We start from the raw sequence: 24,721 nt of genomic DNA on the forward strand, positions 1-24,721 counted from the left end.
GGGAATCTCCGCGAGGGGTGGGGACGCGCATTCCAGCCGCCCCGGCCCTTGGGGAGCAAGCCGGCCCACCCGCCACTCCGGGTGCTGTCCCGTTCACCCCACCCGTGGGTTGTCATTGACGCGGCACGCCTTCCACGGCGGCGGGCGCGTCAGTCCTTGTAGACGACCTTGGAGCCTCCGCTGGCGCGCACGTCGCTCTGGCTCGGGCGGGACACGAGTTGGAGGATGCTGCCCCCGGAGGCCTCGCCGCTGACGCGGTCGGACGCATCCACCTCCACGCGCGAGCCGCCGCTCGCTTCCGCGTCCAGCGTCTTGACGCCCTTCACGTCCAGGGCCCGCACGATGGAGCCCCCGCTGGCCTCGACGTCGAAGTCCGATGCCCGTCCCGCCAGCGTCACCTTCGAGCCACCACTGGCCTCGGTTTCCACCTGGCGTGCATCCACGCCGCGGACGTTGACGATGGCGCCGCCGCTGGCCTCGACGTCGAACTCGTCCGTGCGCGTGGCGTCCGCGTCCACGTGGCTGCCGCCGCTGGCGTGGATGCCTTCGACGCGCGGGCTGGAGACGTACAGGCGGACGTTGCCGCCTTTGAATCCGCTGAAGAGCTTCTTGTCCACGCGGGTGCGCAGCGTCCCGTCATGCACATCCATTTCGATGCGGGACACGAGTTCGGCCGGTCCCTCCAGGCGCACGGACTTGGGGCCCACCTTCACCTCGGCCCGGATGCCGTGGCTCACCGATACCTCGTCGAAGTCGGGCACCTCCCGGACATCGCCTCGCTGCTGTTGTGCGGAAGCGGACGCACCGGCTTGAGAATCCTGGGCATGGGCACAGGCACCGAAGAGGAGGAAGGCGGCGACGATTGAGACGCGGGCGGGGGACATGGGCACGCTCCAATGGAAAAGGGGGCCACGACATGGGCCCCGGCGTGCTCAAGGTACGCACGGTCCCCGCATTGATTGCCTGCCCCGCCGTTCAGGGGTCCGAAAGCAGGCTCAACGGGCCGCGGACGGAGGTCGTCTCCCCGGGCTTGATGTCTACGGGGACCTGGTGCGCCTTGGTGGTGGCATCCACCAGCTTCAGGGTGTGCTGGCCCGCGGGCAGCTTCACCTTGAAGAGCGGCGTCTTGCCCAGGTCCTGGCCGCCGAGGAACACCTGGGCCTTGGGCTCGGTGACCAGGGTGAGGAAGCCGGGCTCGCCCGTCGGTACGCTCTCCGAGGAGGGCGGCGTGGCCGGTGCCTTGCGGGCTACCGTGGCGACCGCCTTGCTCCGCTGCGTCCCGTTGCGGACGCGCTTGAAGGTTCGGGGCTCCTTGAGCGGGGCGTCGTCCTCGGTGGCGGAGTCCGAGTCCGGGGCACTCTCATCCGGCACGGGGACCTGATCCGTCAGGGTGACGGGGTCCACATCCGCGATGGCCAGGGCCGAATCACCCGTGTCCTTCGGCCCATCGTTCACCGGTGGGGCCGCGGGCGTCGCTGTCCCCGCCGCCAGGTTCTTTTCCGCGTTCACCGGAGGCCTTGCCCCGGCGGTTTGCTGGGAGGGCAGTGGGGCACCCTGGCCGAGCAGGGGTTTCAGCCGGGAGGACACGACGCCACCATCCAGCCCCAGCATCACCACCGCGACGCCCAGCGCCAGCACGCCCACCACCGCCGTGACAGCCATCAAGGCCCGGCTTCGCCGAGGTTGTGGTTGGACCTGGGGGGCCCGTGCGCGCCTGGGGCCTGTCGTGTCGCTCCCCCGGCTTTGCACCGTGGATTCTTCTTCGTCCTCCTCCATGGGCATGTCGTGGAAGCGGACGGGCTGGGTGGTGGGCTCGGTCGAGGAGCCACCCTGCCTGCGGCGGGGAGGAATGGGGCGGCGCGGTGAGGGCGTCACCGGAACCGTGTCCCCGCCACGCTCGGGGGGCAGCACCGGCATGCGAATCATCGCCGTCTGAAGGTCGCGCTCGGCGGGGGGCGGCGTGGGCACGGAGGCGCGCAGGCCGTCCTGGGTGCGGGACGCGCGGGACCGTGCCTCGGCACGCGAGGGCTCGTCCACAGGCGGGGAAGGCTCGGGCGTGCGAGCTGAACGGGCCCGTGGAGCATCATCGGAGGTGGGAGCCGGCTCATGTGCGCGGGATGAACGGGCCCGAGGCGCGTCATCGCCAGCAGGCGCCGACTCAGTCGTGCGAGACGAGCGTGCCCGAGGCGCATCATCCGCGACAGGGAGCGTATCCGGCGTGCGAATCGGTCGGGCGCGAGCTTCCCCGGGCGCTGGCGGAGCGGGTGGCTCCGGGGAACGCACCCCGCGGACCTGGGTCTGTTCCCGATCAGTATTCTGGGCCTCGGCCGCCGAGGCCCGCGAGCCCTGACGTGCGGAGGCCTCACCCGGCGCGGACGCAGAGGCGCCCGCGTCCCGGCCAGTGCCCGGCACCTGCGTGCGGACCGTGTGCTCCGGGGAGTGGGCCGGCATCCCCGGCTGGGTGCGCACGTGCTGCCCCCCGGACGGAGGGAGCGTCGTCGCCTCGGCGGGAGGAGGCGGCGGAGCGTGTGCGTCAGCGGGAGACGCGCGCGAGGCCAGCCGCTTGCCCGGAGGCGCCTGAAGCACGGCCTTGCGAACGGTGCCGGCTTCAGGGGACGCGGCGGGAGCGCCCGTGGTGGGACGCCGGGGCGCGGGGGGCGGCGCGGCGTTCCGAGGCGCTCCCGAAGCCCGAGGCGACGGCGGCAAGGTGACGCCACCGGTGGGCAGCTCGGACGGCTCGACCCCCATGGCCATCACCTTGGCCAGGTTCACCACGCCGGTGGTGTCTCCCGTGTCGTTCTGCCCGCTCATCAGGAGCTGCCGCGTCTGCTCTCGTCGGTCGGAGAAGAGGCGCAGCATCAGCTCGCTGCTCTGCTCGGGATGCCAGATGAGCGGTCCCACGGCGCGCTCGATGGCGCGGGCGAACTCCAGCGTGGAGGCGTATCGGTCCTCGCGGCGCTTGGACAGCGCGCGCATGACGATGGCGTCCAGCTCCGGCGGTATGTGCTTGTTGGTGCGCGAGGGCGGCGTCACCTCGCAGCGCAGCACCGCGTTCATCATCGCCTCGGCCTGCTTGGCGTAGAACAGCCGCATGCCGGTGAGGCACTCGTGCAGCACCACGCCGAGGCTGAACAGGTCGCTGCGCGCATCCAGCGGCTCGCCCATGATCTGCTCGGGCGACATGTACCCGCTGGTGCCCTTCACCATGCCCACCGCGGTGCGGCTGGCGCGGGCCAGGCTCTTGGCGATGCCGAAGTCGAGCAGCTTGGTGACGCCCTCGTACGTCACCATGATGTTCTTCTCCGCCACGTCCCGGTGGATGATGGGAGAGGGGCGGCCCAGCGGATCCGTGAAGGTGTGTGCGTAGTGCAGCGCCACGGCGGTATCGCGCACCGCCATCAGGCTGTAGCCCATGGGGATGGGGGTGTTGGCCTGCCGGCACGCGCGGGCCACCTCCACCAGCGTGGCGCCCGGGACGAACTCCATGGAGAGGAAGAGCTCTCCATCCGCGATGTCCAGGTCGTACACCTGGGCGATGTGCGGGTGGTTGAACGCGGCCGTCACCTTGGCCTCGTCCAGGAACATCCGGACGAATTCCTCCTCGCCGCGGATGTCGGGGAGGATTTGCTTCAGCACCACCAGCTTGTGGAAACCCGCCAGGCCACGTTGGGACGCGAGGAAAATCTCCGCCATCCCGCCCGTCGACAGGCGGCAGAGCACCTCGTACTTGCCCAGCGAGCGCGCTTCCGGCGCGAGCGGCAGCGTGTTCCCACTCATTGAATGGCGCCGAATGTACACCGCGAGCCGGATGGACGCGAAAGCCCCGTCCCTCACGGGTTCGTTACCGGACCTGATGACTTCCCGGGTAGGGCGGAATTGAAGCCGGATTCAGGTGGGGAATCGTGGGCGGCCCGGACGGAGGATGTCAGGTGCGCGGGCCCGGCTGCGTCCCCGGCAGCAGGTCGCCAATTCCTGGCGATGGCTTTCCCGGTGAGACGCAGGCCCTCCATGGGCCGTGCTCCCGGGGGCTGACATTTTCCCGCGCGAGCCCTGCTTTCCCAGGATGGGAGTGGGCTAAACACGCGCTCAAGGTTCCATGGATACTTCTGTTTCGCCCCGCACCGTCACCGGCCGTCTCGACGTCCACCCTCGAGGCTTCGGCTTCCTCACCGTTCAGACGCCCGGCTCGCCCGAGGTGCTGTCGGCCTTCGTCCCTCCGCCCGACCTCAATCCGTACTTCGCCGGGGACGTCGTCACGGCCACGGTGACGGCGGGCGCGGATGGGCGCTGGTCGGCCAGCCAGTTGTCGTTGGTGGAGCGGCCTCGCACGCAGGTCTACGGCGAGGTGGTGCTGCGCAAGGGCGCGACCCTGCTCCACGTGGACCGCGAGGTGGCCAACGCGGACTGGGTGCTCGACCCGGCGGGGACGCAGGTGCAGGCCGGTGACGCGGTGGTGGCGCGCATCGACGAAGGCAAGGTGGTGCTGCTCTACCGGGTGGAGGAAGGGGAGGACCGCTCCCTGGAGCGCGTCATCGCCCGGCACGGGCTGCGAAAGGACTTCTCCGCGGAAGTCGTCGAGGAAGCGCGAGGCGCGCGCGCGGTGCCGCATGCGGTGGGCGCGCGGAGGGACTTGCGGGACGTGCCCACGGTGACGGTGGATGCGCCGTCCACGCGGGACATCGATGACGCGATTTCGGTGCTGCCGGCGGGGCCGGACGGGGCGCTGCGGCTCCTGGTGTCCATCGCGGACGTGGGGGAGTACGTGAAGCAGGGCACGGCGCTGGACGCCGAGGCACGTGAGCGGGCCACCAGCGTGTACCTGGCGGGGCGCGTGCTGCCGATGTTGCCGGAAGCGTTGTCTTCGCACTGGCTGAGCCTGATGCCGGGCGAGGAGCGGCTGTGCCTCACGGTGGAGCTGCGCATCGACCCGCAGGGCCGGGTGACGGCGGCGGACGTGTACGAGAGTGTCATCCGCTCGTGGGCGCGGCTGAACTACGACGAGGTGGCCGCCTTCCTGGACCGGGGTGAGGTGTCGGCGCCCATGGAGCCGGTGCGCGAGGTGATGCCGTGGTTCCGGCTGGCGGCGGCGCGGCTGGCGGTGGCGCGGGCCGCGCGAGGTGGCATGGAGTTCGCGCGGGACGAGGCGCGCTTCACCTTCGACCAGGCGACGGGCGAGCTGTCCGGGCTGGTGAGTGAGAAGCCGACGTCGGCGCACGCGATGATTGAGCGCTTCATGGTGGCGGCGAACGAGTCCATCGCCGGGTGGCTGCTGGCGCGCGGCCTGCCCGGGGTGTACCGCGTGCACGAGCAGCCGGACCCGTTGCGGGTGGCGGACCTGAATGCGTTCGCGGAGACGTCCGGCTTCGCGGCGGGCTTCGGACGGGAGCTGACGCCGCTCGCGCTGGCGGCGTTCGACCGGCAGATCGCAGGCGCGGTGGCGGAGCCGGCGCTGCGTTCGGTGCTGCGGCGCTCACTGGGCCCGTCGCGCTACACGGTGAAGCCGGGGCCGCACTTCGGTCTGGCGGCGCCGCTGTACCTGCACTTCACGTCACCGATTCGCCGCTACGCGGACCTGGCGGTGCACCGGACGTTGAAGGGGTACCTGCGTGGGCGCCGGGACTTCGTGGATGAAGACCCGGGGATGGAGGCGCTCGCGGTGCACATCAACGCGAAGGCGCGCGCGTCGACGCGGGCGGAGAACGACCGGCACCGCGAGTTGGAGGCGCGGTGGATGGCGGGGCACGTGGGCAAGCAGTTCCAGGCGCGTGTGACGCGGGTGCGGCCCTTCGGCCTGGTGGTGCAGTTGGATGGCATGTTGGTGGAAGGCGTGGTGCCCGCGGATGCCCTGTCCGGAGGCCCCTTCCGGCCGGACGCGCGCGAGCTGTCCCTGGTGGGCAAGGAGCGGACCTTCACCGTGGGCATGCCAGTGACGGTGAAGGTGACCTCCACCGACGAGCAGCTCGGCCGCATCGAGCTGGCACTGGCCGAGTAACCGGCGCAGGCGTGGGAGGGACGCCCGGATGAGCCTTCGTTGGGCCAAGGTTGCCCTGTTGCTGACGTTGGTGATGCTCCCCGGTTGCGCCCTCTTCCAGCGGCCCTTTCGCCCGGAGCATGCCTCCAAGGAGGAGGCGGCGAAGCTGCCTTACCCCTTGTGGCTCCCATCGGAAGGCCGTGTGCGGGTGCCGGCGAACCTGGCCGCTGCCATCGAACTCGCGATGGACGACATGCTTCCTCGGGATGTGAAGCCGCCTCGGGACGCCACGCCGGATGACGTGTGCCTCCATCGTCGCGACTCCTACGATGTCGAGGCGGCTCCACTGAACGATGAAGTCGTGCTCGTCAGATTCCTGGTGAAGGAAGGCGCATGTCGCAGCGAAGGAGCCACCGCGACCGAGGCAGCCACCTACGCCATCGACATACGGGGCTGGCGCATTCTCGCCGTCCAGCGCTAGCCACCGGCCCTCAACCCGCGAACGGCAGGCCGTCCGTCTTCCCCGTCAAATCCTTCGCGGTGGCCCACCCGAGCAGCCCCGTGGAGGACTTCACCAGGTAGAGGTAATCCTCACCCTTGCGGCCCGAGGGCACGGCGGCGAGTACCTGAATCTTCGAGCCCTGGGCCAACGTCGCGACGACGCTCTTGTCCGTGCGGCTGCGCGCCAGCGGGAACGACTGCTTCACTGTGGCCTCGACGCCAACGGCGTACAGGTCCTGCGGCACCTCGGACACCTTGCCCGTCTTCGCATCCACGACGTACTTGTCGCGCCGGTTCCAGAAGCCCTGCCATGAGTCGGACAGGATGATGCCGTTGCCCTTGGCCTCGGTGAGTGCGGGCACGGTGCCCAGCAGCTTCAGCGCCTTGCCGTCGAAGCCGTAGATGTACGAGCGCTGGTCGTAGTCCGTCTGCCCCGTGCGCACCACGAGCTCCTTGCGCTTGTCCCGGCTGTCCAGGTCCACGATGAACACGCCCGCGGGCTCATTGTCATCACCGGGGCCCCGGATGGTGGCGCCGCCCGCCTTGAGGATGAACTCGTTCTTCGGTTCGTCGAACTGGATGGACACGGCTTCCGGCGTGCCATCACCGTTCAAATCCACCGAGGCGGACTTCACAGGGGCCGTGTCATCCGCGATGGCCAGCGGCGCCGTCAGCAGGGAGCACGTCATCACCGCCAGCACGGACGCGTTCGTCTTCATCGAAGTCCTCGGTGTCACGCGGCGCCGTGGAAGCACGGCCCGGATTATCGCGCCCGCATCGTAGCCACACGGGGGGTGCGATGCGGCTGGGATTCACCGCGTCGCCGCGCTCAATCCTGCCGTCCGAAGCGCCCCCGGAAGTGTGTATCCAGATAGACCTCCGCATGCTCGTAGGTGGCCAGGTCCGTCGCGGACAGCGGGCCGCCGTGCTCGAGCAGGTTCGCGCGCCGGGCGCGTTGCAGCACCGAGCGCGGCGCCCCTTTCGAAGCAGGCGCCAGCGTGCGCGCCACGGTGGCCACTCGCGCATGGGCCTCGTCCACCACCGCGAGCGCTTCGTCCAGCGAGACTTCCTTCTCAGTCAGCGCGGAGAACAACTGACAGTGATAACGCCTGCAGCTCGCAGGGCGGTCCTCGTAGATGGTGCACGTGCGCTCATCCAGGGCCGCGCAGTGTTGCATCAAGGCGAGGCTTCCATCCGTGCGTGCGCCCACGGGCAGTCCCCGCCGCTGGAGCGCCAGGGCTTCCTCCGGCTGGAGCGACACGTGCGTGAAAAGCGTTCCGTCACAGCACATGCCGCAACGAAGGCAGAGGGTGTTGCGCGGCATGCTCCTTCCCCTAACCCGCTGACGGAGCTGGTTCCACCTCAGCGAGCAGGCGTACGAGCGCTCACCCTCCCGGTGGCCATGCCACACCCCCTCACCCCCAAAAAACCTGGGTGCACACGGACCCGATGGGATGCGGGCGCACATCCCGTCTGAGAGGGAAATGACCATCCGTGCGACACTTGAAAAATCAGACATCCAGTCCTGTCCTGGAGAACAGGTTACGCGCGGCTCGTTCGTGCTCACGCTTCCAGTGAGAATTCTCAAGTCTCGCACCTGTGAAGCCGTACAATCGGCGTCCTTCAGACAACGGAGCTGTCATGCAGGCGGACACGCTGGAAGGGTTGAGCGGCCGGGCGTCGATGCTCGGTTACCGGATGGGGACGGAACTGACGGCGGTGGCGTCATTCGGAAACCTCCAGGCGCCGTGTCGGCTGGTGCAGCTGTCGTTGGAGCACCTGACGCTGAACCTCGGTACGCAGGCGGCGCCGAAGCCGGGCGACACCGCCTCCGTGGTGCTGGGCCATGGCGAGCGATGGGCCACCGCGCTGGACGTGGAGGTCATGGACGTGCGCGGCGCGCCGGAGGTGAGCATGCGCTTCCTGGCGCCGCCCCTGGACGCGGGCCGCCGCATCGTCTCCGTGCTGGAGGCCCTGCGTGACAACGGCCTGCTGCTCCCGCCAGAGACGCGGCCGGTGTGGAAGGAGCGCATCGAGCACCCCGACCGCGTGCGGCGCATCTGCGACGCGCTGGTGGGCAGACAGGCGCGCGGCATGGCGCGGACCGCGGACGGGCGCAAGGTGCCGGTGACGGCCGCGTACTTCGACCCGCGCGAAGGCCGCATGGGCTGGCGCTTCGAGGGCGGACTGCCCGCGCAGCCCTTCACCCTGGAGGCCTTCGGCTACAGCAGCGTGGTGCACCTGGAGGTCAGCGAGGCGCGCGAGGAGTCCGGCCTGGTGCTGATGCCGTTGCCCCGGGAGCTCGTTCGTTACCGCCACCGCTGGCTGCGGCGCGCGCCACCGAGCCGTGCCTGCACGCTGTCCTTCGACCATCCGCTGTGGCCGCAGGTGCACGTGCGGCGTCAGGTGTTGGACCTGTCCTATGAGGGCATCGCCTTCCTGACGGAGCCCGGCGAGGACCTGCTGTACCCGGGCCTGCGCCAGCCGGTGCTGGAGGTCGCGACGGAAGGAATGGCGCCGGTGCGGCTGCGCGCCGAGGTGCGCAACATCTCCAGCACCGCGGCGGGCCGTCGCTGCGGCATGTCCGTGCGTCCCCTGGATGCGGCGGGCGCGCAGGCCTGGCGCGCGCTGGTGGAGGCGCAGATGCACCCGGCCACCCAGGTGGAGGGTGACTGGGGGGATGCCACCTGGAAGCTCTTCGACGGCTCGGGTTACTTCCGGCTGCCGGGCAAGTCGCCGGAGGACTTCGAGGACGCGCACCCCAGCTTCGACGCCACGCTGGCGCGGCTGGAGGGCCGGACGCGGCTGGGCTACCGGGTGGTGCACCCGGAGGGGCAGTCCGTGGGCGCCACGCTGTCGGTGGTGAAGCCGTACGAAGGCAGCTGGATGGCGCACCAGCTGGCGCGTCAGCCGGTGAAGGGCAGCCGCACGTCGGCGCGCGAGGCGCTGCGCGACATCTACCTGCGCGGCTACGAGCCCACGCAGGTGGACCCGGAGGTGAAGTGGTTCTTCGCCTTCTGCGAGGCGCGCGTGCGCTGGGTGCGCTTCACCAAGTTCGACTTCGCCACCTGGTACGAGCACACGGGCCAGACGTGCCTCGTGCCCTTCCAGTTGATGGAGGCGGAGGTGGACGGGGCCTGGGAAATCCCCGCGGGCATCGAGGTGGGCACGCCCACCGAAGCGGAGCGCGCGGCCTTCTTCCAGCAGGTGGAGCGCACGCGCCCGCTGGCCTACCGCGAGGCGCTGGACCTGGTGCCGGAGCGCTTCGACCTCAAGCGCGCCAAGGAGCGCTGGGGCGAGGCGGGCATGGGCCGCGAGCGCGAGCTGGTGGTGGCGCGGCATGAGGGCAAGCCCGTCGTCCTGGCGGTGTTTGAGACGGCGCAGCCGGGCCTCAACCTCTTCAACGTGCTGGACGGCGTGCGGCTGGTGCCGCTGGTGGACGACGCGACGAAGGAGGCCCAGGACGCCATGGTGGCGCTGCTGGCCCACGCGGCGGACTGGTACCGCGCGCGTGAGCGCAAGGTGTTCATCCACTACGTGGAAGCGGCCTGCGTGGAGTACGTGGAGCGCGCGTCGCTCGCGGACCTGGGCGAAGGCAAGCTGTGGGTCATCTCCGCCAGCCTGCTGCCCGAGTTCCTCGAGCACCTCTTCGAGGCCACCACGCCCCCGGCGGGGGCGTAGTCGCGGGGACGGGGGCTCAGCCCTCGTCTTCGTCCGGGTCCGGGTAGGACTCCAGCTCCTCGTCTTCCTCGGCGGTGTGCGCGGGGCCGCGCTTCTTGCCCTTGCTGTCGCCACTGCCGACGTCGAAGTCCGCCGCCACCACGTACCACTGGCGGCCCTGCTGGATGCGGCGCAGCAGGCCTTGCTGCTCCAGCGCGGCCAGCAGCCGGGCGAAGGTGGAGAAGCCGTGCTCGCGCTCGTCGAAGTCGGGCTCCTTGCGGACGATGGCTTCCTTGATGAGGGACGGGTTCACCGGCCCGGTGGCGCGCGCCAGCATGCTCTGCACCACCTCGCGGGCGATGTCCGGCACCTCCGTCTTCGGCTGCTGGGACTTGCCGCCACCCTGCGGCGTCTTCTCCTTGTCTCCCCGGCCCTTCTCGTCGCGCGCGTGGCGGCCGCCGCGCTTGCCGTGTCCCGCCTCCTCGGCGGACACGCTCTGCCGGCCCTTCTCCTTGTCGCCCTTGTCGGAGCGTGACTGGCGCGGGCGCAGGTAGATGAATTCGTCGCAGGCCTTCACGAAGAGCGGCGACGTGGACTCCTTCACCGCGAGCCCGATGACGGTGCGCCCGTTCTCACGCAGCTTGTAGGCCAGCGGGCAGAAGTCGCTGTCCCCGGAGCCGATGACGAAGGTGTCGATGCTCTCGCGCGCGTAGCACAGCTCCAGCGCGTCGATGACCAGGCGCATGTCCGCGCCATTCTTGCCGGCGCGCGTGGAGGGCGGCACGTCGATGAGCTCCACGCCGAACTCGTGCAGCCGGATTTTGGCCTCGGCGAAGCGGGACCAGTCGCAGTAGGCGCGGCGGAAGACGACCTTGCCCTTCTCCAGCAGCCGGTCGAGCGAGGGCTGCAAGTCGAAGCTCGCGGAGCTGATGCCCGTGTTGGTGACGAGGTTCTCGAAGTCGATGAAGAGGGCGATGCGGTGCTCAGCGTTGCGACCGTTCACGTGCGGCCTCTGCGTGGTGCCGCCTCGAAGGCGGTGGGGAAAGGGGTCCGGGCAGGACGGCGCACCCTAGCTCGAATTGCTCGAGGAGAGAGGATGCTCCCGGTAAGGACCGGCTGAATATTGGACGGTCCTCACACAAGGGATGCCGATGTGTCATTGGATGTTACTCGGGGACAAAGCTTGACGCAATGATGGTGAATTGGCTGGGTTGAAACCAGGCGCTTGTATGGGCCAGGGGGAAGCCGCGTCGTCAACGCTTCAGGCTTCAAAGACACACCATGCTTGATACGAAAACGCGCTGCGCATCACCTGTCTGGTGTTGCTGGGTGCACCGGGGGGCTGCACGCAAGCCGCTTCTGGGGATGCGACGTCCACGGTCCGTTGGGGGAACGGAAGGCAGGTGGGAGGGGCGGGACCACGGCTGAGGGCACGCTCCGCCCGCCTGCCTGGAACGCGCGCGCCGGCTTCGGACCTGGCCAGCAGGTCCGCTCGTGGGCCCGGCGCGCCGCATGGCACACGGCCCTTGGTGCGACGGAACGTTCTGTCCACAGGAGTGGGGCCTCGGGTCAGGGCCTAGCTTGTCGGCAACGGGGGGCTCACGGCCCCTCCAGGAGGAGGACCCATGAAACGAATGCACGCTGGGAACTGGCGGGCCGCCGCCGTGGCGGCGCTGATGGTACCGGTGGCTGTCCTGGCCCGTGAACCCGTCAACATCCCAGATGACGGCTCCGGCGCTGGCAATGTGCCCAGACAGGAGGGCCTGGACCGGAGCTTCACCAACTTCGGCGCGACCATGTCCATTGACCGCTCCAGCAGCGGCAGTCAGCGCAACCTGCGCGTGGGCCCTCAGGCCAATGGCGTGGGCATGCCCATCCGCGAGGTGACGCCGGACCAGGAGGAGATGAAGCGCCTGTCCGGCAAGGTGCTGAAGCTCAACGGGCAGATGCTCTACCTGGAGACGGAGCCCGGCGCCGTGGTGCCCCTGGACCTGAGCGCGCTGCGCATCCGCAAGCAGCCGGAGAAGGGCCAGCACGTGGTGGCCGTCTACCAGGTGGAGAACACCACGGAGAACGTGGCGCTGGCGCTCGCCGGCGAGGTGCAGCCGAAGGACTGACGCGCTTCAGTCCTCCGGGTGGAGTTGGACGAGCGAGGGCAGTTCCGCTGCCCTCGCCCGGAGCCGCGGCTTGGGTCGGATGGCCACCGGCACGCGCGAGGCCGCCAGCAACTCCAGGTCGAACACGTTGTCCCCGAAGGCCGCGTAGAGCGGCTGGGACGTGCGCGAGCGCAGGCAATGCACCTTCCCGGCCGCGTAGGGAATGGGCTCGACGATGCCGGCCAGCACCGTCCCATCCTCCGTGCGCGGCGTGCAGGCCAGCGCATTCAAGGGGTCCAGCCCCACTTCATGAACGGCGGCCTCCACGACGGCGAGCGGCGAGGCGCTGACCACGTAGCAGGGGATGCCCTGGCCGCGGGCCCACTCGACGACGCGGCGGCTCTCCGGGTGGATGCGCTGCTTGACTGCGTGGCGGGCCACCACGTCCTTCGCGAAGGCGCGCACCGCGTCCACGCGCCAACCGGCGAAGAGCCACGCCACCATCTCGTAGATGTCCTTCTCCGGAATCCGCCCCGCCTCGAAGGCGGCGAAGAGCTGGTGTGCCAGCTCGCGCGCGGGCAGGCCCTTCTCGAAGCCATGTGCGGTGGCCAGCCGCTCCAGGGCGGCGTGCGCTTCCGGGCGGATGTCGCCGTGCTCCAGCAGGGCCAGGAACAGGTCGTCTCCGACGTCTCCGCTCCACAGCGTGCCATCGCCGTCGAAGGCCAGCACCCCGCCGGGGGCGCGCTCGGCCTCCAACCGGATGCGCTCCAGCGTCTCCTCTACACGCTCCATCTTCATGGGCGCGCATCCTCCCCCGGCCTCGAGCTCGCGTCACCCCAGCCGTGTTCCGTCGTCATCACTTCGCGGCGCTCGCTCGTGCCTCGTCCAGGAGGCTCAGGTCCACCAGCCCGTCGATGTTGGCATCGGTGATGAAGCCCAGCGTCTTCGCGTGCTCGGCCGCGGTGGCGAGCGCCCGCGGCACCGGGTCCAGGCTGGGCTCCAGCCGGGAGAAGGCCTGCTGGAGGATGCCGGCGGGCAGCGGCTTGCTCGTGAGCTGGCCGAAGGCGGCGTTGGCCGCGGTGGTGAACCCGGCCGGGTCCTCCTGCCAGCGCTCGGTGAGTCGCACGTGCGCGCGCAGCAGGGCGACCACGCGCGGGCGTTGTGTCTCCAGCACCTGTCGCGTCGTCACCAGCACCGTGGTGGGAAAGTGCTCGCCGGGCCACAAGTCCTTCTCATTCACCAGGATGTGGCCCTTGCCCTCGGCCACCAGGCGCGCGCCCCAGGGCTCCGGCACCCAGGCGCCCTCAATGCCGCCGCGCAGGAACTGGCCCAGGATGTCCGGGTTGCTCAGCGGGAAGATTTGCACGTCCCCGGTGCCGTCCAGGCGCGTCGTCAGCCCTTGCTGCTTGAGCCAGTAGCGCAGGGCGATGTCCTGCGTGTTGCCCAACTGTGGCGACGCCAGCTTCTTGCCCTTGAGCTCCGCGGGCGTCTTCACCGTGCGCACCACCAGCACCGCGCCGTTGTTCACCGCGCCGGCGATGACGCGCAGCTCGCGCCCCGCCTTGAGGAACGTGTTGATGGCTGGACCGCTGCCCACGTAGGACACGTCCAGTGAACCGGCCACCAGCGCCTCCATGGCGGCGGGGCCCGCGTTGAACTGCATCACCTCCAGGCGGCCCACACCCGGCTGGGAGGCGAACGTGCCCTCCGCGTTGCCCACCAGGGCCTGGGCGTGGGTGATGTTGGGGAAGAAGCCCAGGCGCAGTGGCGCGTCCGGGCCGCGCGCGGCGGACTCGCGCTTGCAGCCCGCGCCGAGCACCGCCAGTCCAGCGACCACCACGGGCAACAGGAAGTGGAAGACACGCATGGCTGCTGAAGGTGTGACGCGGCGGCGGGATTTCAACGCCCGCCGAATCCAAGCGTCAGGCGCCACACGGCCATGGGCCTCACGTCGTCGCCGTCAGCCCCCACCGCCGCCGCAGCCGCACCTCCACCGTCTGGAAGAGGACACGGTCCACCGCGGTGCCGATGATGACGATGGCCACCATGACGGCCATGACCTGGGGCACGTCCATCAGCTCGCGGCCCACCGTGAGCAACTGCCCCAGGCCGCCGGAGACGAAGAGCAGCTCACCGGCCAGCAGCGCGCGCCAGGCGAAGCTCCATCCCAGCTTCAGGCCGGTGACGATGCCGGGCAGGGCCGCGGGCAGCAGCACGCCGAACTGGAAGCGCAGCCCTCGCACGCCCAGGGTGCTGGCCACGCGGGTGAGCTGCGGGTCCACGCCGTTGACGCTGTCCTCGGTGGCGATGGCGATACCCAGCACGCTGCCCATGACGACGACGAAGAGGATGGCGCCATCCGTCAGCCCGAACCACAGCAGCGCCAGCGGCAGCCAGCAGATGGACGGCAGCGCCTGGAGCCCCATCACCACCGGCTTCACGGCGTTGCGGAAGAAGGGGATGCGGGAAATCAGCAGGCCCAGGGGGACGCCCAGGGCCACCGACATCAGGTAGGCGCGCAGCAGCCGCCCCAGGGAGCGTCCCGCCGCGCCCACCAGTCGCCCGTCGGTGACCATGGCCACCAGGCTCTGGGCCACCGTCAGGGGCCGGGGCAGCAGGTGGGGAGACCAGACGCCCATCCGGGCCACCAGCTCCCAGAGGCCAATCAGCAACGCAATCACCAGCAGCTTCTGGGCATGGTGTTTCATGACGCACCTCTACGGGCCGGGAATCACCTGCGGACGGAGCACGGGCTGGGCGGGGGCCCGGGTGGGCGCTGGCCGGAGCGAGCGTGTGTGGGCGCGGCCCTCCACCTCACGCAGCAGGCCACCGACGTGCCGCACCATTTCATTGAGCGCCGCGTCCTCCGGCTGGCGCGGCATGGGCAGGTGGACTTCCAAATCCCGCACCACGCGTCCCGGCCGGGGCGCCATCAACACCACGCGGGTGCCCAGCATCAGCGCTTCATGGACGTCGTGGGTGACGAACACCACCGTCTTGCCCGTGCGCACCCAGATGGACTGCAGCAGCTCCTGCATGTGGATGCGCGTCTGCGCGTCCAGCGAGCCGAAGGGCTCGTCCATCAGCAGCACGGCCGGGTCCACCGCCAGCGCGCGGGCGAGCGAGGCCCGCATCTTCATGCCGCCGGAGAGCTGGTGGGGCAGCGCGTCCTCGAAGCCGCCCAACTGCACGCGCCGGATATAGGTGTCCGCCCGCTCGCGGCGCTCGGCGCGGGGCACGCCCCGGGCGGCCAGCGCGAAGGTGATGTTGCCGCGCACGGTGAGCCACGGGAACAGGGCGGCTTCCTGGAACATCAGCAGCCGGTCCGGCCCGGGCCCGTGGATGGGCTGCCGGTCGATGGACACCGAGCCCCCCGTGGGCACCACGTGCCCCGCCAGCGCGTAGAGCAGCGTGGACTTGCCGCACCCGGACGGGCCCAGCAGGCAGACGAATTCGCCCGAGCGGACGTTGAGGTCCACGTTCTGCAAGGCGACCACCTTGTTGGCGTACTCGTGGTCCAGCCGGGCAACGCTGATTTTCGCGCGCTCCGCGCCGACATGCGCCGGCTGGAGCAGGCGCAGGGAACTTCTCCAACGGCCAAGGAGGGCGCGCAGCATCCGCCACAAACTAGGCACGTAGGTGCAAGTGGGAAGGGGGAGCAGGCAAAGAGCCCATTGAGGGCCTCCTGGCCTGCTCGCCTGCTTTGCGCGCGGAGAGGGGCTCGTGGCCCACGGCCTTTGTCCCACCCGGTAGAACCTGGTGACGCTTCAGACGCGTGTTTTCATCGCCTGCCCGGCTGTCCTAGACATGGGGGCATGCTGGAGGACGACGGGATTATCAAGCTGATGCGGGGCGTTCTGGAGACCTACTCGGACAAGAGCCGCTTCGGCGCCGCCGGGCTGATGCTCCTGCTGGGCCTGGGCGTGCTGCTGGGGGCGGGCAGCCTGGCCCTCTCCGCCGAGCCCCTCATCGACGACGAGTGGCTGGCGTGGCCCGCGGGGTTGCTGGCCCCCTTCGTCGTGGGCGCCGTCGTGGCCGGCTTCCAGAAGGTGAAGCTGTGGGACTGGAAGTTCCGGTTCGACCTGGAGCGCTTCGGCGCGGCCTTCTGCGTCACGACGGGCTTCGTGCTGGCCCGCTTCGTCGGCGTCCCGCTGTTCGCCGGGGGCTGAGGCGAAGGCCCTTCGTCCCGGGGGCTCAGGCGGCGCGGCTCGCCTGTTCGGTGCGCAGGTGCGTCCGCGTTCGCAGGCCCAGCCACGTCGCGAAGACGAGCAGCAGCACGCCCACGCCGCTGAAGGCGCCGCCCACGCGCAGGGAGGCGTTGCGGTCATCCCGGACGAACTCCACCGTCTTTCCGCCGGGGTTCGCGAAGGCCGCCTCCAACTGCGCCTCCACGCGCGTGGCTTCCGCTTCCTCGGTGGCCCACTGGAAGAAGAGGGGGTACTCGCCGTGCACCGTCACCAGCGTGGGCCGGAAGATGGGCACGCGGTTGCGGCGGGCGGCCCGGGTCCGGTCCACCTTGACGCCCTGCACATCCTTCATCGCGAAGCTGGCCACTTCGTCGCGGGTGAGCCAGCTGGAATGGAACAGCAGGCACACGCCGCCGGGCTGGCACCGCAGCTCCACGCGGGCCTTGGCGTTGAGCAGGTAGGGGCCCAGCACGAGGAAGGGCAGGGCGAGCAGCACGCACGCCGCCGCGGCAATGGCCGTGGTGCGGCTGCGGCGCGGCTCGTCATCGGAGTAGGAGGACTGGGGCTCGCTCACACCTCTCCTCATAGACCCGGGCGGGCCGGGTGGGCAGCGGTTTCGTGCATGCACAGCGTTGACCCCTGGGCAACGTGGGAGCGGGCGCTGTTCACCAGCGGGCCCGTGCCGCCACGGGTCCGTGTCTGAGCGGGCAGCCGTACCAGGCAGGCATCACCGTGTCCTGGTCCGCGTCTGGCCGCGTGCCGGGACGTGCATCGCAAGGAGCCCGTATGAAGGCCGTGGCCGTCTTCCCCCAGAAGCGCGAGGTGCGTGTCATCACCGACGCCCCCGAGCCCCGCATCCAGTCCCCCACGCAGGTGAAGGTGCGGACGCGGGAAATCGGGGTGTGTGGCACGGACAAGGAAATCATCGAGTTCGTCTACGGCTCCCCGCCGCCGGGCTCGGACCACCTCATCCTGGGCCACGAGTGTCTGGGCGAGGTGGTGGAGGTGGGCGAGGCCGTCCGGGGCCTGAGCCGCGGGGACTGGGTGGTGCCCCGCGTGCGCCGGCCGTGCCCGCATGCCACCTGCCCGCCGTGCCGCGGGGGCCATCCGGACTTCTGCATCACCGGCGACTACACCGAGCGGGGAATCAAGGGCGCTCACGGCTTCGGCGCCGAGTCCTTCGTGGAGGACGTGGCCTACCTGCACCGGGTGCCCACGGAGCTGCGCGAGGTGGCGGTGCTCACCGAGCCGCTCACCATCGCGGAGAAGGCCCTCCGCCAGTTGGAGCGCTTCCAGGACCGGTTGCCCTGGCGGGCGGGTCCGGGCCGCGCGGTGGTGCTGGGCGCGGGGCCGGTGGGGTTGCTGGGCGCCATGGCGCTGGCACGCCGGGGTTATGCCACCACGGTGTATTCGCGCAGTCCCAAGCCCAACGTGAAGGCCGAGGCATCGGAAGCGATGGGGGTGCCCTACATCTCCTCGAAGGAGGTGCGGCCAGAGGAGCTGGTCCGCAGGGTCGGCGCCGCGGACGTCATCTACGAGGCCGCGGGCGTGGCGAAGGCGGCGCTGGAGACGCTGAAGGCGCTGGGCCCCAACGGCGTCTGCATCCTCACGGGGGTGCCGTCGAAGGAGGAGCCCTTCGACGTGGCACCGGTGCTCAAGGACGTGGTGCTGGGCAATCAGGTGCTGGTGGGCACGGTGAACGCGGCGGATGTCGACTTCGACATGGCGCTGGAGGACTTGCAGCACTTCCAGGCCCGCTGGCCCGGGGGGCTGGAGCGGCTCATCTGCGCCAGTCATTCGCCCGAGGACTTCTGCGACGTCGTCACTGGCAAGAAGTCCGGCGGCATCAAGGACGTCATCCGTTTCATCTGACCCCTTCGGCAAGGAGTGACGCATGGCAACGGGAAGCGGCGGCGCTTCGGTGACGGGAAAGCCGGTGGCCATCGAGGACCACGGCATCATCGGCGACCTGCGGACGGTGGCGCTGGTGGGCAACGAGGGCACCATCGACTGGTTTTGTTTTCCGCACTTCGACAGTCCCAGTGTCTTCGCCGCGCTGTTGGACCGTGAGAAGGGAGGCCACTGGGGCATCGCGCCGGAGCCCGACGGGGTGATGAAGCGGCAGTTCTACTGGCCGGAGACCAACGTCCTGGTGACGCGCTTCTACACGCCGGACGGCGTGGGCGAGCTGGTCGACTTCATGCCCATGTCGGGCAGGAAGGGGATGAAGGAGGAGCGGGAAATCCTCCGGCGCGTGCGGGTGGTGCGTGGACAGATGGTCTTCCGCATGGAGTGCTTCCCGGCCTTCAACTACGCGCGGGATACGCACGAGACGAAGCTCATCCACAGCGGGGCCACCTTCTCCTCTGACACGCTCCGGCTCACGCTGTCCTCGTCGGTGAAGCTGAAGAAGACGGAGCGGGGCGTCACCGCGTCCTTCACCCTGCATGAGAACCAGTCCGCCGTCTTCTCCCTGCACCCGGGCGCGCGCACGTCCTGCGAGGCGGTGGTGCACAACCATGAGTCCTCCGAGGAGCTCTTCCGGGAGACGGTGGAGTACTGGCGCCACTGGCTGTCGGGCTGCCAGTACACGGGCCGGTGGCGGGAGACGGTGCAGCGCTCGGCGCTGGCGCTCAAGCTGATGACCTTCGCGCCCACGGGCGCCATCGTCGCGGCGCCCACTTGCAGCCTGCCGGAGTCACCGGGCGGAACGCGCAACTGGGACTATCGCTTCTGCTGGCTGCGCGACGCGGCCTTCACCGTGTACGCGTTCCTCCGCATCGGCTTCAAGCAGGAGGCGGCGGCCTTCATGCGCTGGGTGGAGGCGCGCTGCGCGGAGTACGACGACGGGCCGCTGCCCCTGATGTTCGGCATCGACGGCAAGCGCGTGCCCGAGGAGCAGGAACTCCTGCACCTGTCGGGCTATGGCGGCGCGCGCCCGGTGCGCATCGGCAACGCGGCGGCGGACCAGTTGCAGCTCGACATCTACGGCGAGCTGATGGACTCGGTGTACCTGTCCAACAAGTACGCGGCCCCCATCTCCTATGACTTCTGGCGGCACCTGCGGCGGCTGGTGGACTGGGTGTGTGACAACTGGGAGCTGCCGGACGAGGGCATCTGGGAGGTGAGGGGCGGGCAGCGGCAGTTCGTGTACTCGAAGCTGATGTGCTGGGTGGCGGTGGACCGGGCCATCCGGCTGGCGGACAAGCGCAGCTTCCCGGCGGACCGGGCCCGCTGGCACAAGGTGCGGGACGCCATCTTCGAGGACATCATGGACAAGGGCTGGAACCCGGAGCGGGGCGCCTTCGTCCAGTACTACGGCGGCCACGCGCTGGACGCGGCGAATCTGCTGATGCCGCTGGTGTTCTTCCTGTCCCCGGTGGACCCGCGCATGCTCCAGACGCTGGACGTCATGCGCAAGCCGCCATCTCAAGGCGGCCTGGCGTCGGACGGGTTGGTGTTCCGCTACGACGTGGAGGCCACGCTGGATGGGATTGCCGGCAGCGAGGGCACCTTCAACCTCTGCAGCTTCTGGCTGGTGGAGGCGATGACGCGCGCCAGCGTGGCCCGGCCCGACTTGCTGGAGGAGGCGCGGCTCATCTTCGAGCGGATGCTGGGCTACGCCAACCACGTGGGCCTGTACGCGGAGCAGACGGGCATGTCCGGCGAGGCCCTGGGCAACTTCCCGCAGGCGCTCACCCACCTGGCGCTCATCAGCTCCGCCTACAACCTGGACCGCACGCTGGGCCGGCGCGACTGAGGCCGCGTCATTCGCCCTACACGCCCACGAATTCGGACCAGGCGCCTGGCGTCACCACGCCGGCCAGGCGGACGCTGAGGTCATCCGGCCGCCGGGCGATGTCCAGGGCGTCGAGCAGCCGGGGGTCGTCCGCGAAGTGGCGCCGCTTGCGCTCCACCAGCAGCTCGAAATCGTGGAGCATCATCTCTCGGACGTCTCGGGGCATCCGTTTCAGCGTGGCGCGCGCCCGCTCCACCCAGCCCTTCTCCGGCTCCCAGGTGTCCTGCACCACGGCGTTCCACGCGCTCAGGGCCAGCGCCAGGCAGGTGAAGAGCTCGGCCTGCGGATCCTCCGAGTCCTCCACGTCCTCCAGGATGGGTTTGGCGAACTCGAGCAGCGTTTCGGAGACCTTCTTCGTGGGGAGCGAGCGCGTGGGCGCGTGGGTCGCCTTGGGCCGCCGGGTGGCCAGCGACAGCAGGTCGAGCTTTCCCACGTAGCTTCCCGTCAGCAGCGGCAGGGGGATTTCCAGCTGCACCCGAACGCGGAGGTCTCCAACCTTCAGCTCCACGTTCACCTCGCGCTCCTCGGGACGTGCCAGGGCGAGCGCCTGGGCCACCGCCGCCGCCAGCACCAGCTCCTCGGCGTTGCCCAGGCGCGGTGTGTTGCGCTGGACGCGCATCACGTCGGGGACGAAGGGCAGGCCGGTGACGTCCTTGACCGTCTTCACCACCCAGTCCGGCGCGTCCTCGAGCGTCACGCCCAGCGAGTCCGGGATGAGCACGTCGACGTTGCCGCCCGGCAGACCGGACATGCTCATCCGCTCCACGGAGCCGGCCCGGTCGAAGAGGGCGAAGCCGAACTCGCTGCTCCCACTCCCCATGACGGACAGCTCCCGGGTGCCCCGCACGGTGCCCTCCAGATGCACGGTGAAGACCTCTTCGTTCGTCCAGCTCTCCCAAGGCTCCGCGCGGATGAGCGCCGCCGTGGCGTCAAGGAGCGCCTCCGTCACCTCTGGCATCACCATCAATCCCGGCTCCACCGAGGCCCAGTGCATCTGGAGGGCCAGCGCCGCCCGGAACCGGGTGACGGAGTCCGGCATGGGCCGCGACGCGAAGCCGTGGCCGGCTCCAGCACGCGCCAGCCGGCTTTCGCAGTAACGCTTGAGTCCGGCGTTGTCCCTCGCCAGGCCTTCCAGGCCCTCCGCGTCGCGACGCCCGAACACGGGTGGCAGCGCCTCACCTTCGGACGTCACCGCGACGTAGACGGAGGTGCGTCCGTCCACTCCGACGTCGATGGGGCCCAGCTTGAAGGCATAGAGGGCCCCTGGCTCCAACTCGGGTGCTGGGGGCTTCCGTCGAGGCTTCCGCCGGGCGGCATCCTGGAAGGCCCGGCGGCGAGGAAGAGGTTCAAGAGAGAGGTCCTCGGGAAGCTCGGTGGTGGTGAGCTCCGCGCGGACGGGCTCGAGGCGTGGGACCTCCTTCGAGCTGTACACCTGGGTCAGCGGGATGCGTTCGTCACGCGACAGACCCAGCTCCGCGTAGAGGTCATCCCAGAGCAGGTCCGCGGCGTCGGAGAGGTGAGACACCTGCGACTCCCAGTCCTTCAGCCATTCGAGCACCTGGGCGCGGCCCTCGGTGGAGCGCATCAGGTCGCTGGCGCTCCTTCCACCCCAGGCGGGGATTCCCCGGGACAGCTCCTCCCGGGCCCGTTGTGCGAGCATCAACGCGAATGCGTCCGCCAACTGAGGGGGCGCGTCGTCTGGCAGGGCGCGCGCGGGCTCTCCTCGGACGGACTGCACCGGCCCCACCGTGTCCTCTTCGTGCTCGGCCTCCGCGCCCAGCAACTCCTCCAGCAGGGCCTTGCCCTTCTCCAGACGCTGCGCGGAGTGGGTGGTGAGGACCAGCACCTTGCCATCCACCGTGAGGGAGCCCCACACCGCCGCCCGAGGACCTTCCCAGTTGTAGTGACCCTCGCCCTCGCGGGTGAAGCCGTCGTGCCGGCGCAGGTGCTCTTCGACCTTCGCCGGGTGGCGGATGCGGAAGCGCGCGGTGCAGAGGCGTAGCGGCTCGTCCTCGAAGTTGAGGAGTGGCCGATCAGTGGTGAGCAGCTCCAGCACGCGCGTGAAAAGAAAGGGCGTCAGCCGCCGTGCCTGCCTGCGGCGGCCGGGCACGTCGTCGGCTGGAGGCTGATGGGTGGCGAACGCGTGACGCGCGGCGACGACGACGTGCTCACGCAGGGGGCGGGGAATCGCGACGATGCCTCCCACCAGCTCCAGGTGGTCCTCGGTGGGTATCACCCAGCTCGCAATCAAGTCGTAGCGGGCTACCTGCGTGGTGAGGCTGCGCTCCTTCACCTCCAGCACCTCGTCGAGCACGAGGTCCCTCAAGCGCAGTCCTTGGCCGAGCCGCACCTCCTCCACCTCGAACACCGAGCACCAGGACGCGGCCAGGGCTGACAGCAAGCCGCGCTCGGCGCGCGACAGGCGTTGCCCGTCCCTGAGGAGCTGACGGTCCGCCGCGGTGCGGCCCTCGGCGTCTTCCCGTCCATGGAGGGTCCACGCCATCAGGGTGGCGCTCATCCAGGGAAACCGCTCGTCGGCCCACGTCGTTGGAAAGTCGGCACGAGCGCTCGCGGACAGCTCCGGCTCGGCGTTGGCGAAGGCGCGCAGCGACGCGAGTCCGCGGGCGAAGGCAGTGGGGCTCCAGGTTGCCATGGATGCACCCTATCCACCGAGGTGGCATGCCTCTACCCCATCAGGCGGGAGTGTCGCCTCGGCGGCCCTGCGGCCAGCTCCCTGCCCGGACGAGCCATTCCGGGCGCTGCCCCCGCAGGGGAAGCGCCTGCTCGCGCTGCACCCGCGTCCACTGCCGGGACTCCATCTGGAGCGTGCCCCCGCTGCGCAGGGCCGTCTCCCAGGCGAGCGAGGGGCGCCGCCTCATGGGCTCGGTCTCCAGGGCCCTGACCAGCACCTCCACGGTGAGGGGTATGCCCCTCAGGAAACGAGCGCCTTCCGTGAAGCCGCCGCGCCGCCGCGTCCACCAGGTCTCCACGGCCTGGGCGTCCACCTCGCTGGGAAGCGCCCGGGGGCTGGGGAGCCACGCCTGGAGGTCCTCGGCCTCGGGTTCGGCCTCCTCCGCGTCCTCCTCCTCGTCGGCGGGTGCCTCCACGAGGAAAGGAGGCACCATGGGGAGTCCGGTGATGGCGGCGAAGGAGGCCGCGGCCAGCGGGCCCTGGGCCTCATCACGCAGCAGCGGCAGCAACGCCTCGGCCGCCAGGAGCCTGCCACTGAAGCCCACCGCCCAGATGACCTCCGCCGGTGTGGAGCCATCCTTCAGGCGCGCGAGGAGGCCCGTGAGGTCCTTCGACTCACCCGCCACGGCGAGCGCGAGGAGCGCGCCGCGCGACGAGGAACCCCGGGCGTGCTCCCAGGCCTCACGCGAGCCCAGCAGCAACCCGGTCTCCAGAGCGGCGTTGCTCACGGTGGGATGGGCATGGCTCAGGGCGCGTGACAGCCGGGCATCCCCTGCCTGCGTCCTGGGAGCGAAGGGAAGGGCACGAAGCGCCTCGGCATGCAGCGCCGGGTCGGCCTCCCAGTCGAGCTTCTCGAGCGCGACGCTCGTGTCGAGGTGACGGACGCGCGCGACCCGGAGCGCTCCCGCCTGGAGCGTTGGCTGCAACGTCGGCAGCTTCTTCAGGAGCAGGGCGTGGAGGTCTGGCCGGTCGAGCAGCTCCAGCGCGCGGAGGAGGCCCGGATGCGTCTCTTCGGACCCCTGCTCCAACTGTTGGAACACAGGCTCGCGCCAGTCGGCGTCCTCGGCGGAGAGCAGGGCCCACGCCGCGCTGGCCACGCGCGCGGGGTCCTCGGAGGCCAGCGCGGGGAGCAGCAAGCGGGTGGCGGCGGCGCTGCCTCCCAGCACGAGTGCATCGAGGTGGGCCCGCAGGCGCCCTTCATCGCCCTCGGCCAGCGAGGACAGGGTGAGCTCCGGGCTCCAGAGGCCGTGCTCCCACTGCGTCCACAGGAACTCGGCTTCCTCGAGGTGGCGCTCCAGCAGCTCCCAGCGGACCGTTGGACGGCGTGGCGACAAGGGCCTCACAGCTCCTTTTCACAGACGAGGCACCTGGCCTTCGTGTCGCTCTTGCCGAGCGCGATGACCGGCCCCTGGAGCAGCGGTGCGGGTGGGGTGTTCTTGTCGTTGTGGAGCATGAGGTCGAAGGTCCGCGCCACGCTCTTGCCCTCGAACTTCACGTCGAAGGAGTAGTTGACGAATTCGGCCTTGCCCTTCGTCTTGCCGGAGACGACGCCACCGCCCGCGGTGCCCGCCTCGTCGCCGGTGCTGGTGCTGAAGTTCGAGTCCTCGACGCACACCGGCTTGCCATCCACCGAGACTTTCGTCGTGCCCTTCGCCGTGTCCGAGGACATGGCGACGTTGGGATAGGGAATGGGCACGGGACCGGCGGGGCTGGGCGTCTTGCAGACGTCCGGGAAGGCGATGGTGGTCCCTCCGGTGTCCTTGTGGACGACGGACAGCTTGTTGACGCCAACGGTCGCGCTCATGCGGATGGCTCC

Annotated in this window: 20 protein-coding genes; 7 read left to right on the forward strand and 13 right to left on the reverse strand. The window is 70.0% G+C overall.

Annotated elements, in window-relative coordinates; translation table 11 throughout:
- Positions 1 to 149: 149 nt before the first annotated feature.
- Positions 150 to 884 (reverse strand): head GIN domain-containing protein, encoded by a 735-nt coding sequence (locus FMP39_RS14450; protein WP_141590459.1) that lies wholly within the window; start codon positions 882 to 884, stop codon positions 150 to 152.
- A gap of 91 nt (positions 885 to 975) precedes the next feature.
- Complete coding sequence (locus FMP39_RS14455; protein WP_228557991.1) at positions 976 to 3,777, reverse strand: serine/threonine-protein kinase; 2,802 nt, start codon at positions 3,775 to 3,777, stop codon at positions 976 to 978.
- Between the two features lie 319 nt (positions 3,778 to 4,096).
- On the opposite strand from FMP39_RS14455, the gene FMP39_RS14460 reads away from it, so the two are divergent.
- Complete coding sequence (locus FMP39_RS14460; protein WP_141590461.1) at positions 4,097 to 5,992, forward strand: ribonuclease R family protein; 1,896 nt, start codon at positions 4,097 to 4,099, stop codon at positions 5,990 to 5,992.
- 28 nt (positions 5,993 to 6,020) lie between these two features.
- Positions 6,021 to 6,452: a hypothetical protein gene (locus FMP39_RS14465; protein WP_141590587.1), complete on the forward strand. Its 432-nt coding sequence runs from the start codon at positions 6,021 to 6,023 to the stop codon at positions 6,450 to 6,452.
- Between the two features lie 10 nt (positions 6,453 to 6,462).
- On the opposite strand, the gene FMP39_RS14470 is transcribed toward FMP39_RS14465, so the two are convergent.
- Positions 6,463 to 7,191: a hypothetical protein gene (locus FMP39_RS14470; protein WP_228557992.1), complete on the reverse strand. Its 729-nt coding sequence runs from the start codon at positions 7,189 to 7,191 to the stop codon at positions 6,463 to 6,465.
- A gap of 110 nt (positions 7,192 to 7,301) precedes the next feature.
- On the reverse strand, positions 7,302 to 7,796 hold the full coding sequence (locus tag FMP39_RS14475; protein WP_141590462.1) for a YkgJ family cysteine cluster protein: 495 nt from the start codon (positions 7,794 to 7,796) through the stop codon (positions 7,302 to 7,304).
- Between the two features lie 317 nt (positions 7,797 to 8,113).
- Between FMP39_RS14475 and FMP39_RS14480 the strand changes: the two genes are divergently transcribed.
- On the forward strand, positions 8,114 to 10,153 hold the full coding sequence (locus FMP39_RS14480) for a PilZ domain-containing protein (RefSeq protein ID WP_194858397.1): 2,040 nt from the start codon (positions 8,114 to 8,116) through the stop codon (positions 10,151 to 10,153).
- A gap of 16 nt (positions 10,154 to 10,169) precedes the next feature.
- On the opposite strand, the gene FMP39_RS14485 is transcribed toward FMP39_RS14480, so the two are convergent.
- Entirely contained in the window at positions 10,170 to 11,135 is a 966-nt protein-coding gene (locus FMP39_RS14485; RefSeq protein ID WP_141590464.1) for an NYN domain-containing protein, read from the reverse strand.
- A gap of 622 nt (positions 11,136 to 11,757) precedes the next feature.
- On the opposite strand from FMP39_RS14485, the gene FMP39_RS14490 reads away from it, so the two are divergent.
- On the forward strand, positions 11,758 to 12,249 hold the full coding sequence (locus FMP39_RS14490) for a hypothetical protein (RefSeq protein WP_141590465.1): 492 nt from the start codon (positions 11,758 to 11,760) through the stop codon (positions 12,247 to 12,249).
- A gap of 6 nt (positions 12,250 to 12,255) precedes the next feature.
- Here the strand turns inward: FMP39_RS14490 and FMP39_RS14495 are convergent, their stop codons facing one another.
- The 4 genes from FMP39_RS14495 to FMP39_RS14510 all read right to left on the reverse strand — a co-directional run bounded on the left by FMP39_RS14495 (position 12,256) and on the right by FMP39_RS14510 (position 15,845).
- Positions 12,256 to 13,026: an HAD family phosphatase gene (locus FMP39_RS14495; protein ID WP_141590467.1), complete on the reverse strand. Its 771-nt coding sequence runs from the start codon at positions 13,024 to 13,026 to the stop codon at positions 12,256 to 12,258.
- Positions 13,027 to 13,084: 58 nt separating this feature from the next.
- Positions 13,085 to 14,095, reverse strand: coding sequence for an ABC transporter substrate-binding protein (locus FMP39_RS14500; protein ID WP_141590470.1), 1,011 nt, complete (start codon positions 14,093 to 14,095; stop codon positions 13,085 to 13,087).
- Between the two features lie 79 nt (positions 14,096 to 14,174).
- A complete protein-coding gene (locus tag FMP39_RS14505; RefSeq protein ID WP_090491119.1) occupies positions 14,175 to 14,936 on the reverse strand; it encodes an ABC transporter permease in 762 nt (253 codons plus the stop codon).
- 9 nt (positions 14,937 to 14,945) lie between these two features.
- A complete protein-coding gene (locus FMP39_RS14510; protein WP_141590472.1) occupies positions 14,946 to 15,845 on the reverse strand; it encodes an ABC transporter ATP-binding protein in 900 nt (299 codons plus the stop codon).
- A 198-nt stretch (positions 15,846 to 16,043) separates the two neighbouring features.
- On the opposite strand from FMP39_RS14510, the gene FMP39_RS14515 reads away from it, so the two are divergent.
- A complete protein-coding gene (locus tag FMP39_RS14515) occupies positions 16,044 to 16,397 on the forward strand; it encodes a hypothetical protein (RefSeq protein ID WP_141590474.1) in 354 nt (117 codons plus the stop codon).
- 25 nt (positions 16,398 to 16,422) lie between these two features.
- Here FMP39_RS14515 and FMP39_RS14520 read toward each other — a convergent pair whose 3' ends face one another.
- Positions 16,423 to 16,989, reverse strand: a complete 567-nt coding sequence (locus FMP39_RS14520; RefSeq protein ID WP_228557993.1) for a hypothetical protein — start codon at positions 16,987 to 16,989, stop codon at positions 16,423 to 16,425.
- A 212-nt stretch (positions 16,990 to 17,201) separates the two neighbouring features.
- Between FMP39_RS14520 and FMP39_RS14525 the strand changes: the two genes are divergently transcribed.
- Both FMP39_RS14525 and FMP39_RS14530 read left to right on the forward strand, forming a co-directional pair.
- On the forward strand, positions 17,202 to 18,287 hold the full coding sequence (locus tag FMP39_RS14525) for a glucose 1-dehydrogenase (RefSeq protein ID WP_141590478.1): 1,086 nt from the start codon (positions 17,202 to 17,204) through the stop codon (positions 18,285 to 18,287).
- A gap of 22 nt (positions 18,288 to 18,309) precedes the next feature.
- Positions 18,310 to 20,175, forward strand: a complete 1,866-nt coding sequence (locus FMP39_RS14530; RefSeq protein ID WP_141590480.1) for a glycoside hydrolase family 15 protein — start codon at positions 18,310 to 18,312, stop codon at positions 20,173 to 20,175.
- A gap of 16 nt (positions 20,176 to 20,191) precedes the next feature.
- Here FMP39_RS14530 and FMP39_RS14535 read toward each other — a convergent pair whose 3' ends face one another.
- From FMP39_RS14535 to FMP39_RS14545, 3 genes are read right to left on the reverse strand one after another with little or no spacing between them, the layout of a single operon-like run.
- Positions 20,192 to 22,867 (reverse strand): hypothetical protein, encoded by a 2,676-nt coding sequence (locus FMP39_RS14535; protein ID WP_141590483.1) that lies wholly within the window; start codon positions 22,865 to 22,867, stop codon positions 20,192 to 20,194.
- Positions 22,868 to 22,907: 40 nt separating this feature from the next.
- The gene (locus tag FMP39_RS14540) at positions 22,908 to 24,248 is read right to left on the reverse strand and encodes a TIGR02270 family protein (protein ID WP_141590485.1); all 1,341 of its coding nucleotides are present in this window, start codon (positions 24,246 to 24,248) and stop codon (positions 22,908 to 22,910) included.
- On the reverse strand, positions 24,245 to 24,709 hold the full coding sequence (locus FMP39_RS14545; protein ID WP_090491111.1) for a DUF4150 domain-containing protein: 465 nt from the start codon (positions 24,707 to 24,709) through the stop codon (positions 24,245 to 24,247). The genes FMP39_RS14540 and FMP39_RS14545 overlap by 4 nt, the downstream gene beginning before the upstream one ends.
- Positions 24,710 to 24,721: the final 12 nt, after the last annotated feature.

Origin of the sequence: Myxococcus sp. AB056 (assembly GCF_006547365.1) — a bacterium.
GTDB lineage: Bacteria > Myxococcota > Myxococcia > Myxococcales > Myxococcaceae > Myxococcus > Myxococcus virescens.